Origin of the sequence: Streptomyces sp. NPDC017202, assembly GCF_044331705.1 — a bacterium.
Classification (GTDB): Bacteria; Actinomycetota; Actinomycetes; order Streptomycetales; family Streptomycetaceae; genus Streptomyces.
Genome location: NZ_JBIRNP010000002.1, coordinates 559,825 through 572,359, shown reverse-complemented (window position 1 = coordinate 572,359; position 12,535 = coordinate 559,825). Strand labels below are relative to the sequence as shown.

Genomic DNA, 12,535 nt, shown 5'->3' with positions numbered 1-12,535 from the left:
CCTCCCTTACGGGCTCGCGGCTCCGCCCGTTCAGGGCGGATCTGGAACCACCCGTCGCGGTGCGGCAGTCTTTCCCCTCGTGGCTGGTCTACCGAATCAGGGTCCGGCGCCGGGCGAGTCCGGCGCACACATGGTGGTGTGCGGCGATGACGGGCTCGCGCACCGGTTGGCCGCGGAGTTGCGCGGGGTGTACGAGGAGCAGGTCACGCTCGTCGTCCCGCCTTCCGAGCGGGCGGTACGGCCGCCTGTCGTGGGGCGCGCCCGCGCGGTGTCCGTGGCGCTGCTCGACCGGGTGGTGAGCGCTGCCGTCAATCGGGCTGCCGGGAACGGCGGGGGGACGGGAGCGGGAACGGGGACCGCGGCGGGGACGGGAGCCGGTTCGGGCGCGGTCGCCGGTACGGCGGGAAGCGGTGAAACCGGTTTCGCGGGGCGGGTGTTGGAGGCCGTCGAGCCGACCGAGGCCGTGCTCGCCGAGGCAGGGGTGGAACGGGCGGCCGCGCTCGCGCTCGTCTACGACGACGACGAGACGAACATCCGCGCCGCCCTCACCGCCCGTCGGCTCAACCCCCGGCTGCGGCTCGTCCTGCGGCTGTACAACCGGCGGTTGGGACAGCACATCGAGGAACTCCTCGACCAGGCCGCCGCCCTGGCGACGGTCGGCGGGGGCGGCGGGTCCGCGGTGGGGGACGCCTCCACCACCGTACTGTCCGATGCCGACACCGCCGCGCCCGCGCTGGCCGCGACCGCCGTCGCCGGCACCAGCAAGGTCGTCCAGACGGACGGGCTGTTGCTGCGGGCCGTCGAACGGCCCGCCCGGGGAGCCGGACGGGCCGCCGATCCCGGGCTGGCCACGCTCGCCCTGCTGTCCGCGACGAGCAACGACCCCGCCTTCGCGGACGGTTCCGAGACCAGCGGGGAGCAGGGGCCGCTGCTGTTGCCGGACGCGGCCACGGTCGCCGCCGCGAGCGGGCGGGGCAGCGTCGTGCTGGAACAGGTGTCGTACTCGGCCGGGCCCGCGTTGCCCTCCGGGCGGGGGGTCGGGGTCGTGGCGCCGTTCGCCTCCCTGTTCTCGCGGCGGCTGCGGTGGTCGCTGGCGGGGCTCGTGGGGTGTGTCGTCGCGCTCGCGGTGGCGTTGTGGCTGGTGACCGGGGTCCATCTGCTGGGGGCGGTGTATCTGACGCTGCTGGATCTGTTCTCGATCAACGATCCGGCGGTGGGGAAGTCGACCGAGCGGCAGGTTCTCCAACTGCTCTCCGGACTCGTGGGGTTGCTGCTGCTGCCGGTGTTGTTGGCGGCCGTGCTGGAGGGGCTGGGGACGTTCCGGGCGGCCGGGGCGCTGCGGCGGCCGCCGCGGGGGCTGGGCGGTCACGTGGTGCTGCTGGGGCTGGGGAAGATCGGGACGCGGGTGCTGACGCGGCTGCGGGAGCTGGACATTCCCGTGGTGTGCGTGGAGGCCGCCCCGGAGGCGCGGGGGGTCGCGGTGGCGCGGCGGCTGCGGGTGCCCGTGGTGCTGGGGGACGTCACGCAGGAGGGGGTGCTGGAGGCGGCGAAGATCCATCGGGCGCACGCGTTGCTGGCGGTGACCAGCTCCGACACGACGAATCTCGAGGCCGCTCTGTACGCGCGGTCCTTACGGCACGACCTGCGGGTGGTGCTGCGGTTGTACGACGACGGCTTCGCGACCGCGGTGTACCGCACGTTGCGGGCGGCGCATCCGCAGGCGTTGACGCGGAGCCGGAGCGTGACGCATCTGGCCGCGCCGTCGTTCGCGGGGGCGATGATGGGGCGGCAGATCCTGGGGGCGATCCCGGTGGAGCGGCGGGTGTTGCTGTTCGCTTCGCTGGAGGTCGGGGGGTACGGGCAGTTGACGGGGAAGACGGTGGGGGAGGCGTTTCGGGCCGGGTACTGGCGGGTGTTGGCGTTGGAGGGGGCCGGTCGGGAGTCGTCCGGGGCGGGGGACGAGGGGCGGGGGGCCGGAGTCGGGGTGGGCGCCGGGGTGGGGCTGGTGTGGGATCTGCCCGACTCGTATGTGCTGCGGGGGGAGGATCGGGTGGTGCTGGCCGCCACGCGGCGGGGGCTGGCGGAGCTGTTGGGGCGGCGGCGGAGGGGAGCGGCGGGGGTGTAGCCGCCTTCTTTTCCCGCCCCCGCCGCCCCTGCCCGTCCCGTCCCCAGGGGCTCCGCCCCTTCAACCCCGCCCAGGGGCTCCGCCCCCGACCCCGGCGGGGACTCCGTCCCCTGCGCCCCTGGCCGCGGGAACCCGCTCCGAAGGGGTGCGGGAGCCCGGGCGCCGGCGGGGACTCCGTCCCCCGTGCCCCTGGTCACCGGAGCCCGTTCCGGAGGGGACTGCGTCCCCTCACCCCGGCCGCGGAAACCCGCCGCGTAGGGCGTAGGGGCCGGGAGCCATGGACACCGGCCAGAGAACCACGCCTCCTGCTCCCCCCGACCACAGAAAACCGCCCCGAAGAAGCCGAGAACCCTGGACACCGGCCAGAGCCACGCCCCTGCACCCCCCGGCCGCAGAAACCCGTTCCGGAGGGGCGGGGCCCCCGGGACCGCGGCGACCGGGTGCGCACCTTGTGCGTCCCCGGCACCCCTGCGGCCCGGTGCGGCGACCCGGCGCGGGAGGACCGGTGGTTCCCGGACACCGGCGAGGATCGCGCGCCCGCCCCCGGTCGCCGCAGCCCTGTGTCAGGGGACCGGGAGCCGGGGACCGGGGACCGGGAGCCGGGGACCAGGGACCGGGAGCCGGGGACCAGGGACCGGGAGCCGGGGACCAGGGACCGGGAGCCGGGAGCCAAGGGCCGGGCGCCGGGCGCCGGGAGCCAAGGGCCGGGCACCGGGCGCCGGGGCGAGGTTTCCTCAGCGGCCCAGGTGTTTCTCCGCGAACTGCAGTTCCAGGCGGACCTGCTTGATGCGTTCGTCCACCACCAGGGAGCCGTGGCCCGCGTCGTAGCGGTAGACCTCGTGGAGGGCCTCCCGGGTCTCCAGGCGGGTCACGTAGTTGTCGATCTGACGGATGGGGCAGCGGGGGTCGTTGACGCCGGCCGAGATGTAGACGGGGGCCTCGACCTGGTCCACGTAGGTCAGGGGGGAGGAGGCCGCGAAGCGGTCGGGGACCTCCTCGGGGGTGCCGCCCAGGAGCGTGCGGTCCATCGCCTTGAGGGCTTCCATCTCGTCGTGGTAGGCCGTGACGTAGTCGGCCACCGGGACCGCCGCGATGCCCAGCGCCCACGCCTCGGGCTGGGTGCCCAGGCCCAGGAGGGTCAGGTAGCCGCCCCAGGAGCCGCCGGTGAGGATCAGGCGGTCGGGGTCGGCCAGACCCGAGGCCACCGCCCACTCGCGGACCGCTGCGATGTCCTCCAGCTCGATCAGCCCGACCCGGTGCTTCAGGGCGTCCGTCCAGGCGCGGCCGTAGCCGGTGGAGCCGCGGTAGTTGACGCGGACGACCGCGTAGCCGTGGTCGACCCAGGCGGCGGGGCCGGCCGCGAAGGAGTCGCTGTCGTGCCAGGTGGGGCCGCCGTGGATGTCGAACACGGTGGGCAGGGGGCCGCTCGTGCCGGCCGGCTTCTGGACCAGGGCGTGGATGCGTCCGCCGGGCCCCTCCACCCACACGTCCTCCACCGGCACCGAACCCGGGGACTTCATGCCGGGCGGGTCCAGGACCGGCTCGCCCGTCGTCGAGCGGACGGTGGGCGGCTCGGCCGCCGACGACCACAGGTACTCCACGCTGCCGTCGGGGCGGGCTGTCGCGCTCGAGACCGTGCCCGGCGGGGTCGGCACCCGCACGAGTTCCCGGCTCGTCAGGTCGTAGCGGAACAGTTCGCTGCGGGCCTCGAAACTGTGCGAGACCAGGAGTCCGGAACCGTCCGGATACCACTCCGCGCCCACGTCGCCCGGCAGATCGAGGGCCAGGTCGGTCTGCTCGCCGGTCGCCACGTCCCAGACGAGCGGTTCCCAGCGGCCCCGGCGCTGGTGGCCGATCAGCAGGCGGGGGTCGGCGTCGACGGGCGCGAAGCCCAGCACCTCGAGGCCCAGTTCCCGGGTGCCGCCCTCGGTGTCGTCCAGTTCGGCGACCGTGGAGCCGTCGGGGCGCAGGACGCGCAGCGCGGAGTGCATCGCGTCGCCGTGTTCGGTGTGCTCGATCGCGATCAGGGTGCCGTCGTGGGACAGGTCTCCGACGCCCGCCGACTCGCGGTGGCGGTACAGCTCGACCGGCGCCTCGCCGAGCCGCGCCACGTGGATCGTCGTGCCGTCCTCGTCCGTGGAGCGGCCCACCACCGCCGTACGGCCGTCCCTGCCCAGGGCCAGGCCCGCCGGGTACGACGGGTCGAGGCCCGGTGTCGCCAGTTCGTCCTCGCCGCCCTCGAAGGGCTGGCGGCGCCAGACCCCGAACTCGTCGCCGTCCTTGTCGTCGAACCACCAGATCCAGGTGCCGTCCGGGGAGAGCACACCGTCCGTCGTGCCGTTGGCCCGGTTCGTCACCTGGCGCTGTTCGCCGGTGGACCGGTTCCAGGCGTACAGCTCGTACGTCCCTGTCGCGTTCGACACGAACAGGGAGCGGTCCGGCGCGTCCTCCGCCCAGTCGGGCAGCGACACCCGGGGCGCCCGGAAACGCTTCTCCCAGTCCGGCATCTCCTCGTACCGCTGCGGCGCGGCGGACCCGTTGCTCTCAGTCATGGCCCCATACTGCCCGCCTCCGCGGACAAAGGAGCACCACGGCCCCCAGCCTGTGGACAAACACGAGGCCGCCCATGACCGCACCTGTGGAAAAACCCGGGCCGTCGCAGCCGCGCATGTGGACAAACCCGGACCGCTCCGGCATCCCCTGTGGACAGACCGAGCCGCCCCAGGTCGCGCGCTCGCCCCGTCGGCCCCTCCCGCCGGCCCACCCCGCGGCCACCCGCGCGCCCGCCCCGCCGATCCACCCGCCCCCCGGCCGGATCACTCCCGCGCTCCCCCGCATCCACCCCGCGGACCGCTCCCCCGCCGCCGCCCCGTACCGTTGTCGGTGTGTACCGGTTTCTGCTGACGCCCCGTTGGTGGGGGATCAACGTCTTCGTGCTGCTGGCCATCCCCTTCTGCGTGTTCATGGGGTCCTGGCAGCTGAGCCGGTTCGAGGCGCGCGTGGACGACCACCGCAGCGCCGAGGCGCAGGCCGACTCGGCCCGCACACAGGCACCGCGCCCGCTGGCCGAGATGCTGCCCGTGGACAAGGCCACGTCCGGCAAGCGGGTCACCGCGAGCGGGCGGTACGGCGATCAGCTGCTGGTTCCCGACCGCGAGCTGGACGGCCGGGCGGGCTTCTACGTGCTGACGCTGCTGCGCACCGACGGCGGCAGGACCCTGCCCGTCGTGCGCGGCTGGCTGCCCGGTACGGCCGACGCCGCCAGGGCGCCCGCCCCGCCGGCCGGCGAGGTCAGCGTCACCGGCGCGCTCCAGGCGCCCGAGACGCCCGGCGACAACGGCGTGAGCGCGCGGGGCGGGCTGCCGCCCGGCCAGACCGGCGCGATCAGCACGGCCTCGCTGGTCAACCTCGTCTCCGACGACCTCTACGACGCCTGGGTCACCCTCGACACCGCCGACTCGGGGATGACGGCGGTGCCCGCGCGCGCGCCGAGCGGCACGGGGCTGGACCTGAAGGCGTTCCAGAACCTCGGTTACACCGGTGAGTGGTTCGTGTTCGCCGGGTTCGTGGTGTTCATGTGGTTCCGGTTGCTGCGGCGCGAGATCGAGTTCGCGAGGGACGCGGAGCTGGGGATCACCGGGCCCGACGCCTCCGCGTCGCCCGGCTCCCCCGCGCCCACCGGGTCCCCGGCCTCACCCGGTTCCCCCGCGGCTGGCTCCCCCGCGTCCTCCGGGTCGTCCTCGGCGGCTCAGGACACCGACGTCGACGCCAGCACGCCCGTCCGGTAGACGGTTCCCGCGCACGCGTCCGGCACCGTCGCACTCACCGTCGGCGAGCCGCCCTCGGCCGTGTACGTCACCAGGACGCTGCCGTCGGCCGTGCCGTCCTCGGTGAACAGCTGGGCAGCCGTGCCGGACGTGCCGCCGGTCGTGCCGTCCGCGGTGCCGCTCTGCCCGCTCGGGGAGGGGTCCGGGGAGGACGAGGGACCGCCGGTGGTGCTGCCGCCGGTGGTACCGCCGGTGGTGGGGCAGGTCTCGGACGGCACCCAGGCGAACCGCACGTCGTACGCCGAGCCCGGGGCGAGGACCAGCTGGGAGACGTAGAGGGAGGGGTCGGGCAGGTTGGCCGCCGCGTCACCCGAGGTGTGTTCGGCGAGGGTGATCTTCGCGGGGTCGGCGGCGCCCTGCGCGGTGGGCGTCACGGACACGCTCCCGCCGACGGTGCAGCCGCGGTCGGAGACGTTGACGACGCGGAAGGTGCCGTAGACGACGCCGGCCGAGTCGGGGACCTCGACGACGGCGCTGGAGTCGCCCAGCTGGGACGTGGTGCAGGCGGGGGCGTCGGCCGGGGAGGAGGCGGCGGGGCCGGTGCCGTCGGGTGAGCCGGTCGCGCTGCCGGAGGCCTTGGCGCCGGCGGTGTTCTCGGTGCTGTCCTGGCCGGGCCGGCCGGTGGTGCCGGCGGGGGCGCCGACCTTGCCGGAGGTGCCGCCGTCGGGGCCCTTGTCCTCACCGGCGCCGCCCTGGGTCTGGGAGGCCTGGCCTGCGATGGAGGGGTTGGCGTCGGAGCCGCCGGAGTGGGAGACGTGCAGCAGGGCGGGGACGGCGGTGCCGACGAAGAGGGCCGCGGCGGCCATTCCGACGGCGGCCTGGCGCTTGCGGGCCCGACGGGCGGGGACGGCCCGCCTGAGGTGCTCCAGCGTCCCGTCGCTCGGCGCCATCTCCTGGACCGCCTGGTGCAGCATGCGGCGCAGTGCCAGCTCGTCCGAGTCGAACCCGTCGGGGCTCTGGTCGTCGAGGTGGTGGTTCACGGTTCCGTTCCCAGCGTGCGATTGCTTCGGCTCTTGCTTGTGCGGCGGTGTCATCGGCTCGTGCCACGCGTACGGCTCGTGCCGCTCGCGTGCGTCCCCGCCGTCGGGTTCCTCGCCCCGCGCGCTCACGCCGCCGCCCCCATGGCGACGCGCAGGGCGGCGATGCCGCGCGAACCGTAGGCCTTGACCGAGCCGAGCGAGATGCCGAGGGTCTCGGCGACCTGGGCCTCGGTCATGTCGGCGAAGTAGCGCAGGACGAGGACCTCGCGCTGGCGGCGCTGCAGGCCCTTCATCGCCTTGATGAGGGAGTCGCGCTCCAGCTGGTCGTAGGCGCCCTCCTCCGCGCTGGCCATGTCCGGCATCGGCTTGGAGAGCAGCTTCAGGCCGAGGATGCGGCGGCGCAGGGCGGAGCGGGAGAGGTTGACGACGGTCTGGCGCAGGTAGGCGAGGGTCTTCTCCGGGTCGCGGACGCGTTTGCGCGCGGAGTGGACGCGGATGAAGGCCTCCTGGACGACGTCCTCGCAGGAGGCGGTGTCGTCGAGGAGGAGGGCGGCGAGACCGAGCAGCGAGCGGTAGTGGGCCCGGTAGGTCTCGGTGAGGTGGTCGACGGTGGTGCCGGCGGCGGCCACCTCGTCGGTGTCACGCTGGCTGGGTACGCGGGCGGGCCGCGCTGCGGGCATGGGGGCGATCACCGGCATGCCGCCGGGCGCGCCGGGCATGCGGGGTCGGAGGGCGCCGCGGGGCGGCCGTAGGGCCGTACCGCGGGTCGCCGGGAAGTCGAGAACCTCTGCCACGCCTGTTGGACACGTTTCCCCCCGCCGGGGTTGTACGGGCCGGCCGCGAGTTTTGCGCCGGACGTCGGCCCGTCCGCTCGCGCCCCCGCCCCGGATGCCCCGCTCGCACCCGCCGGCAGCCGCACGGACGGCGCCTCCCATGCCCTCATCTGTCCCGCTCTTCTCCTGTATGCCATGTGAACGGGCGCCCCCACGCCCCGATCGCGGCGTCCCCATACGCCGCGATCACACCTCCGCGCACCCCGAAGGGTGACCGCAAAGACGCTCCCCGCGCTCCGCGTGGTTGCGGAGGGCGGGGAGGAAAATCTTCGAACGCCATAGGTGTCCGATACAAGTGGTGCCGGCCGTCGACCGGCTCACATCGCCGTACGACAGATCCTATAAACGCCGGAGCCTGTGGCCAGGGAATTTCCGGCCACCGGCTCCTGTCCCACCAAGCGTTGCGCGCGCCGCGAACGTCACCCGTACTCCGCCGCCACCAGTTCGGCGATCTGCGCGGTGTTCAGGGCGGCCCCCTTGCGCAGGTTGTCCCCGCACACGAAGAGTTCGAGTGCCGTGGGGTCGTCGAGCGCCCGGCGCACCCGGCCGACCCAGGTGGGGTCGGTGCCGACGACGTCGGCGGGCGTGGGGAACTCCCCGGCGGCCGGGTTGTCGAAGAGGACGACGCCGGGGGCGGTGGCGAGGATCTCGCGGGCGCCGCCGACGGTGACCTCGTCCTGGAAGCGGGCGTGGACGGTGAGGGAGTGCACGGTGATCACCGGCACCCGCACACAGGTCACGGCGACGGGCAGCTTCGGCAGTCCGAGGATCTTGCGGGACTCGTCCCGCACCTTCATCTCCTCCGACGACCAGCCGTCCTCGCGCGGCGACCCGGCCCACGGCACGACGTTCAGCGCGACCGGCTCCGGGAAGGGGCCCGTCCGGTCGCCGACGGCCCGCCGCACGTCACCGGGGCTGGTGCCCAGCTCCGTACCGGCGACCATGGACAGTTGCCGGCGCAGTGTCTCCACGCCGGCCCGCCCCGCCCCGCTGACCGCCTGGTACGACGACACCACCAGCTCGCGCAGGCCGTACTCGGCGTGCAGCGCGCCCAGCGCGACGATCATCGACAGGGTGGTGCAGTTCGGGTTGGCGACGATGCCGCGCGGCCGGTTGCGCACGGCGTGGGCGTTGACCTCGGGGACGACCAGGGGCACGTCCGGGTCCATCCGGAAGGCGCCCGAGTTGTCCACGACCACCACGCCCCTGGCGGCGGCGAGCGGCGCCCACCGCTCGGCGACCTCGTCCGGCACGTCGAACATCGCGACGTCGACGCCGTCGAAGGCCTCCTCGGTGAGCGCCACCACCTCGACCTCCTCGCCGCGCACGGCCAGCTTGCGGCCGGCCGAGCGCGGCGAGGCGATCAGTCGGATCTCGCCCCAGACGTCGGCGCGCTGGGACAGGATCTTCAGCATGACCGTGCCGACCGCTCCGGTCGCCCCCACGACCGCGAGCGTCGGTCGTCGGATCATCGCCCGGTGCCCCCGTAGACGACGGCCTCGTCGCTGTCGGAGTCGAGCCCGAAGGCGGTGTGCACGGCGCGCACGGCCTCCGGCACGTCGTCGGCGCGGGTGACCACCGAGATGCGGATCTCGGAGGTCGAGATCAGCTCGATGTTGACGCCCGCGTCGGACAGCGCCTTGAAGAAGTCGGCGGTGACGCCCGGGTTGGTCTTCATGCCGGCGCCGACGAGGGAGATCTTGCCGATCTGGTCGTCGTAGCGCAGGGAGTCGAAGCCGATGCCGCTCTTGTTCTTCTCCAGGGCGTCGATCGCCTTGCGGCCCTCGGACTTCGGCAGCGTGAAGGAGATGTCCGTGAGGCCGGTGGAGGCCGCGGACACGTTCTGCACGATCATGTCGAGGTTGATCTGGGCGTCGGCGACCGTGCGGAAGATCGTGGCCGCCTCACCCGGCTTGTCCGGCACGCCGACGACCGTGATCTTGGCCTCGGAGGTGTCGTGCGCGACACCGGAGATGATGGCCTGCTCCACCTGCTTGTCCCCTTGCTCGATCGGCTCGCTGCTGACCCAGGTGCCCGGAAGTCCGCTGAAGGACGAACGGACGTGGATCGGGATGTTGTAACGGCGGGCGTACTCCACGCAGCGGTGGAGCAGCACCTTCGACCCGGACGAGGCCAGTTCGAGCATGTCCTCGAAGGAGATCCAGTCGATCTTCCGGGCCTTCTTCACCACGCGCGGGTCGGCGGTGAACACGCCGTCGACGTCGGTGTAGATCTCGCACACCTCGGCGTCGAGGGCGGCCGCGAGGGCCACGGCGGTGGTGTCGGACCCGCCGCGCCCCAGCGTGGTGATGTCCTTGGTGTCCTGGCTGACGCCCTGGAACCCGGCGACGATGGCGATGTTGCCCTCGTCGAGCGAGTCACGGATCCGGCCCGGCGTGACATCGATGATCCGGGCTTTGTTGTGGACCGAGTCGGTGATGACACCTGCCTGGCTGCCGGTGAAGCTCTGGGCGGAGTGGCCCAGGTTCTTGATGGCCATGGCCAGCAGGGCCATGGAGATCCGCTCTCCGGCGGTCAGCAGCATGTCGAGCTCGCGCCCGGCAGGGATCGGGGAAACCTGCTCCGCGAGATCGATCAGCTCGTCCGTCGTGTCGCCCATCGCGGAAACCACCGCCACCACCTGGTGGCCGTCCTTCTTGGCTTCCACGATCCGCTTGGCGACGCGCTTGATGCCCTCGGCATCGGCTACGGAGGAACCTCCGTACTTCTGCACGACAAGGCCCACGTGCGCTCCTCGCTCAGTTTGTCTTTTTCCGCACGTACGCCCTTGTACTGCGGGTCGGCTCAGTCTAACGAGCGCCCGAGAACCGCCCCCGGGATACCGCATGGTGAGACTCCCGGGGGCCGTCCGGGCGGGTCGTCCAGGACAGTCCCTGCCCACTGACGCCGAAGTGAAAGCCGCGAGTGAGGTTTCCCGCACTGTCGGCACGCGGAGCGGCCGGACGCTACCCGAGCGACCCCGGTCCCAGGTGGCCGCCGATCTCCTCGGCCATCACCCGGCCCGCCTCGAACTCCAGGGTGTCGTCGCCGTCGCCCTGGTCGGTGTCCAGGCCGTCCAGTTCCTGCAGGGGCTGGTTGAGGCGGACGTGGGCCAGGACCGAGTGGAGGGCGCGCAGGGTCGCCGAGGCCGTGGCGCCCCAGTTGGAGAAGTACGAGAACTGCCACCACCACAGGGCCTCCGAGGTGCGGCCGGCCCGGTAGTGGACCATGCCGTGCCGGAGGTCGGCGATGACGTCGGCGAGGTCGTCGGAGATGCGGGCGGGGACGGGCGCCTTGCGGGGCTCGTAGGGGTCGAAGACCTCGGAGTAGACGTCGATCGGCTCCAGGAGGCGGGCGAGGTCCTCGCGCAGTTCGTCCGCGTCGGGCTCGAATCCGGGGTCGGGCTCGTAGCGCTCGTCGGGGACGATGTCCTCGTGGGCGCCGAGGCGGCCGCCGGCCAGCAGGAGCTGGGAGACCTCCAGCAGGAGGAAGGGGACGGCCGAGTCCGGCTCGTCGCCCTTGGCGACCTCGGAGACCGCGACCAGGAAGCTCTCGATCTGGTCGGCGACCTGGACGACGAAGTCGTCCGGGTTCTGCTCGGTCGCGTGCAGCGTGGCGTCAGACATCTAGGAGTCGTCTCCCCTCGAAGGCGCGGCCGAGTGTGACCTCGTCCGCGTACTCCAGGTCGCCACCCACCGGGAGGCCGCTGGCCAGGCGGGTGACCTTCAGGCCCATGGGCTTGATCATGCGGGCGAGGTACGTGGCCGTCGCCTCGCCCTCGAGATTCGGGTCCGTGGCGAGGATCAGCTCGGTGACGGCGCCGTCGGCGAGGCGGGCCAGCAGTTCCCTGATGCGCAGGTCGTCGGGGCCGACGCCCTCGATCGGGCTGATCGCTCCGCCCAGGACGTGGTACTTGCCCCGGAACTCGCGGGTGCGCTCGACCGCCACCACGTCCTTCGGCTCCTCGACCACACAGATGACGGAGAGGTCGCGGCGGGGGTCGCGGCAGATGTTGCACAGCTCCTCCTGCGCCACGTTGCCGCAGGTCGCGCAGAACCGGACCTTCGCCTTGACCTCCATCAGGCACTGCGCGAGACGCCGTACGTCCGTCGGTTCCGCCTGGAGGATGTGGAAGGCGATCCGCTGCGCGCTCTTGGGACCGACGCCGGGGAGCCGCCCCAGTTCGTCGATGAGGTCCTGGACCACGCCTTCGTACAACGGACTGCCGTCCTTCCTGGGTTTCCTTGCAGTACGTACGGTAGTTGGCCGCCGCCCGTCCTAGGAAGGCGGTGTGGGCGTCGCGCGGGCGACGGACGCCGAAACGGCCGGGGGCCGGGGCGGTGTCAGAACGGCAGGCCGGGGATGCCGCCGCCGCCGAGGCCCTGGGCGAGCGGGCCGAGCTTCTGCTGCTGGAGGTTCTGCGCGTTCTCGTTGGCCGCCTGGACGGCTGCGACGACGAGGTCGGCAAGGGTGTCGGTGTCCTCGGGGTCCACCGCCTTCGGGTCGATCTTCAGGGCGCGCAGCTCGCCGGCGCCCGTCACGGTGGCCCGCACCAGGCCGCCGCCGGCCTGGCCGTCGACCTCCGTGTTCGCCAGCTCCTCCTGGGCACGCGCCAGATCCTGCTGCATCTTCTGGGCCTGCTGGAGCAACTGCTGCATGTTGGGCTGGCCACCACCGGGAATCACGATCAGCTCCTCTTCCGGGCCTTGTTCGGTACGGGGTTTTCCCGCTCGCCACGAGCCTACGTGGTCTGTGCGGGTGTCGCTCCAG

Annotated in this window: 10 protein-coding genes; 2 read left to right on the top strand and 8 right to left on the bottom strand. The window is 73.1% G+C overall.

Annotation, left to right across the window (positions count from 1 at the left end; genetic code table 11):
• Positions 1–130 precede the first annotated feature (130 nt).
• Complete coding sequence (locus ACH4N1_RS06840; protein WP_398095269.1) at positions 131–2,125, top strand: NAD-binding protein; 1,995 nt, start codon at positions 131–133, stop codon at positions 2,123–2,125.
• Between the two features lie 734 nt (positions 2,126–2,859).
• Here ACH4N1_RS06840 and ACH4N1_RS06835 read toward each other — a convergent pair.
• Positions 2,860–4,677 (bottom strand): prolyl oligopeptidase family serine peptidase, encoded by a 1,818-nt coding sequence (locus ACH4N1_RS06835; protein ID WP_398095013.1) that lies wholly within the window; start codon positions 4,675–4,677, stop codon positions 2,860–2,862.
• Between the two features lie 333 nt (positions 4,678–5,010).
• On the opposite strand from ACH4N1_RS06835, the gene ACH4N1_RS06830 reads away from it, so the two are divergent.
• The gene (locus ACH4N1_RS06830; protein ID WP_398095011.1) at positions 5,011–5,913 is read left to right on the top strand and encodes an SURF1 family protein; all 903 of its coding nucleotides are present in this window, start codon (positions 5,011–5,013) and stop codon (positions 5,911–5,913) included.
• Here the strand turns inward: ACH4N1_RS06830 and ACH4N1_RS06825 are convergent.
• The 7 genes from ACH4N1_RS06825 to ACH4N1_RS06795 all read right to left on the bottom strand — a co-directional run bounded on the left by ACH4N1_RS06825 (position 5,874) and on the right by ACH4N1_RS06795 (position 12,450).
• Complete coding sequence (locus ACH4N1_RS06825) at positions 5,874–6,932, bottom strand: hypothetical protein (protein WP_398095009.1); 1,059 nt, start codon at positions 6,930–6,932, stop codon at positions 5,874–5,876. The two genes, ACH4N1_RS06830 and ACH4N1_RS06825, sit on opposite strands and share 40 nt — an antisense overlap.
• Positions 6,933–7,057: 125 nt before the next feature.
• Positions 7,058–7,651 carry a SigE family RNA polymerase sigma factor gene (locus tag ACH4N1_RS06820; protein ID WP_363087707.1) on the bottom strand — a complete coding sequence of 198 codons (594 nt, stop codon included), beginning with the start codon at positions 7,649–7,651 and terminating at the stop codon, positions 7,058–7,060.
• Between the two features lie 533 nt (positions 7,652–8,184).
• The gene (locus tag ACH4N1_RS06815) at positions 8,185–9,237 is read right to left on the bottom strand and encodes an aspartate-semialdehyde dehydrogenase (RefSeq protein WP_398095007.1); all 1,053 of its coding nucleotides are present in this window, start codon (positions 9,235–9,237) and stop codon (positions 8,185–8,187) included.
• Positions 9,234–10,511 (bottom strand): aspartate kinase, encoded by a 1,278-nt coding sequence (locus tag ACH4N1_RS06810; protein WP_366058468.1) that lies wholly within the window; start codon positions 10,509–10,511, stop codon positions 9,234–9,236. Before ACH4N1_RS06810 ends, ACH4N1_RS06815 begins: the two co-directional genes overlap by 4 nt.
• Positions 10,512–10,731: 220 nt before the next feature.
• Positions 10,732–11,391, bottom strand: coding sequence for a DUF5063 domain-containing protein (locus tag ACH4N1_RS06805; RefSeq protein ID WP_398095004.1), 660 nt, complete (start codon positions 11,389–11,391; stop codon positions 10,732–10,734).
• Positions 11,384–11,983, bottom strand: coding sequence for a recombination mediator RecR (gene recR, locus ACH4N1_RS06800; protein WP_107018120.1), 600 nt, complete (start codon positions 11,981–11,983; stop codon positions 11,384–11,386). Before recR ends, ACH4N1_RS06805 begins: the two co-directional genes overlap by 8 nt.
• A 125-nt stretch (positions 11,984–12,108) precedes the next feature.
• On the bottom strand, positions 12,109–12,450 hold the full coding sequence (locus tag ACH4N1_RS06795; RefSeq protein ID WP_363087456.1) for a YbaB/EbfC family nucleoid-associated protein: 342 nt from the start codon (positions 12,448–12,450) through the stop codon (positions 12,109–12,111).
• Positions 12,451–12,535: the final 85 nt, after the last annotated feature.

Coding starts and splice junctions, on each gene's coding strand:
- ACH4N1_RS06805 (WP_398095004.1), bottom strand. CDS start 11,391: ATGTCTGACGCCACGCTGCACGCGACCGAGCAGAACCCGGACGACTTC.
- ACH4N1_RS06815 (WP_398095007.1), bottom strand. CDS start 9,237: ATGATCCGACGACCGACGCTCGCGGTCGTGGGGGCGACCGGAGCGGTC.
- ACH4N1_RS06835 (WP_398095013.1), bottom strand. CDS start 4,677: ATGACTGAGAGCAACGGGTCCGCCGCGCCGCAGCGGTACGAGGAGATG.
- ACH4N1_RS06840 (WP_398095269.1), top strand. CDS start 131: ATGGTGGTGTGCGGCGATGACGGGCTCGCGCACCGGTTGGCCGCGGAG.
- ACH4N1_RS06820 (WP_363087707.1), bottom strand. CDS start 7,651: ATGCCCGGCGCGCCCGGCGGCATGCCGGTGATCGCCCCCATGCCCGCA.